2 pseudogenes are annotated in these 713 nt (G+C 65.6%); one reads left to right on the forward strand and one right to left on the reverse strand.

The features are described 5' to 3' along the window. Positions 1–73: 73 nt before the first annotated feature. Positions 74–376, forward strand: a pseudogene (locus CQY20_RS33990) (response regulator transcription factor); the annotation flags it as partial. A gap of 135 nt (positions 377–511) precedes the next feature. Here CQY20_RS33990 and CQY20_RS33995 read toward each other — a convergent pair. Further along, positions 512–649: pseudogene (locus CQY20_RS33995) on the reverse strand (integrase catalytic domain-containing protein); the annotation flags it as partial. Positions 650–713: the final 64 nt, after the last annotated feature.

Genomic DNA, 713 nt, shown 5'->3' on the forward strand with positions numbered 1-713 from the left:
GGTCTGACTGAACACACGCGCCACAGAGCGCTTTGAGGCACCCCGCCCCCAAAGCCACTAATTCAGCAGGCTCCTAGGGGACGACGGCTTCGACGCCGCGTGGGCGGAAGGTGCGGCACTGACACTGGAGGAAGCGGTTGGCTACGCCCAGCGCGGGCGGGGCACGCGCAGCAGGCCGTCAACGGGCTGGGACTCGTTGACGCCCACCGAACTTGACGTCGTGCGGCTGGTCAGCGAGGGGCTCGGCAACAAGGACATCGCCGCGCGGTTGTTCATGTCTCACCGCACCGTGCAGACGCACCTGACGCACGTCTACAGCAAGCTGGCCGTCACATCGCGAGTCGCGCTGGCCCAAGAAGCCGCCCGTCACGGCTGACTGTCAGCGATGTCGTGGGGCATGGGTGCTTGCTCCGACCTGTCAGCGATGTCATGGGACATGGGCCGGATACCAGACGGGTCTTCTCCTCAGCAGGAATCTTCGCTTGCCGGCGGGCATTCCGAGCACTGTTCAGCAGACCGTCAGCGCCGCGATGACCTCAGGCCCGTACTTCACCGGCCGCCCACTGCGCGCGGTGACGACCTTGGGCTGCAGCGCAGCCTTGAGAGCCTTACGGGCATGGTTTCGATGCCATCCGGTGTCGCTTGCCAGGGTGATGGGACCACCTGATTGCCAGGGGGATGGGACCACCGTGGCGCGTTACTGAGGATGCTTG

The organism is Mycolicibacterium agri, from assembly GCF_002553505.1.
Lineage (GTDB): Bacteria > Actinomycetota > Actinomycetes > Mycobacteriales > Mycobacteriaceae > Mycobacterium > Mycobacterium agri.